1 protein-coding gene is annotated in these 295 nt (G+C 27.8%); it reads right to left on the bottom strand.

Going from position 1 to position 295, the window contains the following annotated elements:
- On the bottom strand, positions 1-235 hold a 235-nt coding region (tnpA, locus tag KGF48_RS20025), incomplete at its 3' end, for an IS200/IS605 family transposase (protein ID WP_227868507.1).
- Positions 236-295: the final 60 nt, after the last annotated feature.

The following is a 295-nucleotide window of genomic DNA, read 5'->3' as shown; positions in this document are numbered from 1 at the left end:
AACCTTTTACTACTTTATGGATTCCAAATTGTGGGTCACATGATATTAATAAATGCACATGGTCTTTGTTTATTTCCATTTCTATTATTTCTGCTCCAAGTTCATCTGCTTTATATGGTATTATCTCTTTTAACATTTTTTCTACTTCGTCAACTAAAACAGGTTTATGATACTTAGGACAAAATATTATATGATATTTACAATCATATGTTATATTTCCGTTAGATTTATACATAAAAACTAACACCTCCTACACATAATCTATCATTCGTAGTGTTAGGTTGCAAGTATTATT

Origin of the sequence: Clostridioides sp. ZZV15-6388, assembly GCF_020657755.1 — a bacterium.
GTDB lineage: Bacteria > Bacillota > Clostridia > Peptostreptococcales > Peptostreptococcaceae > Clostridioides.
Note: the sequence above shows the minus strand (reverse complement) of the source record. Positions and strands in the feature narration are given on the sequence as shown.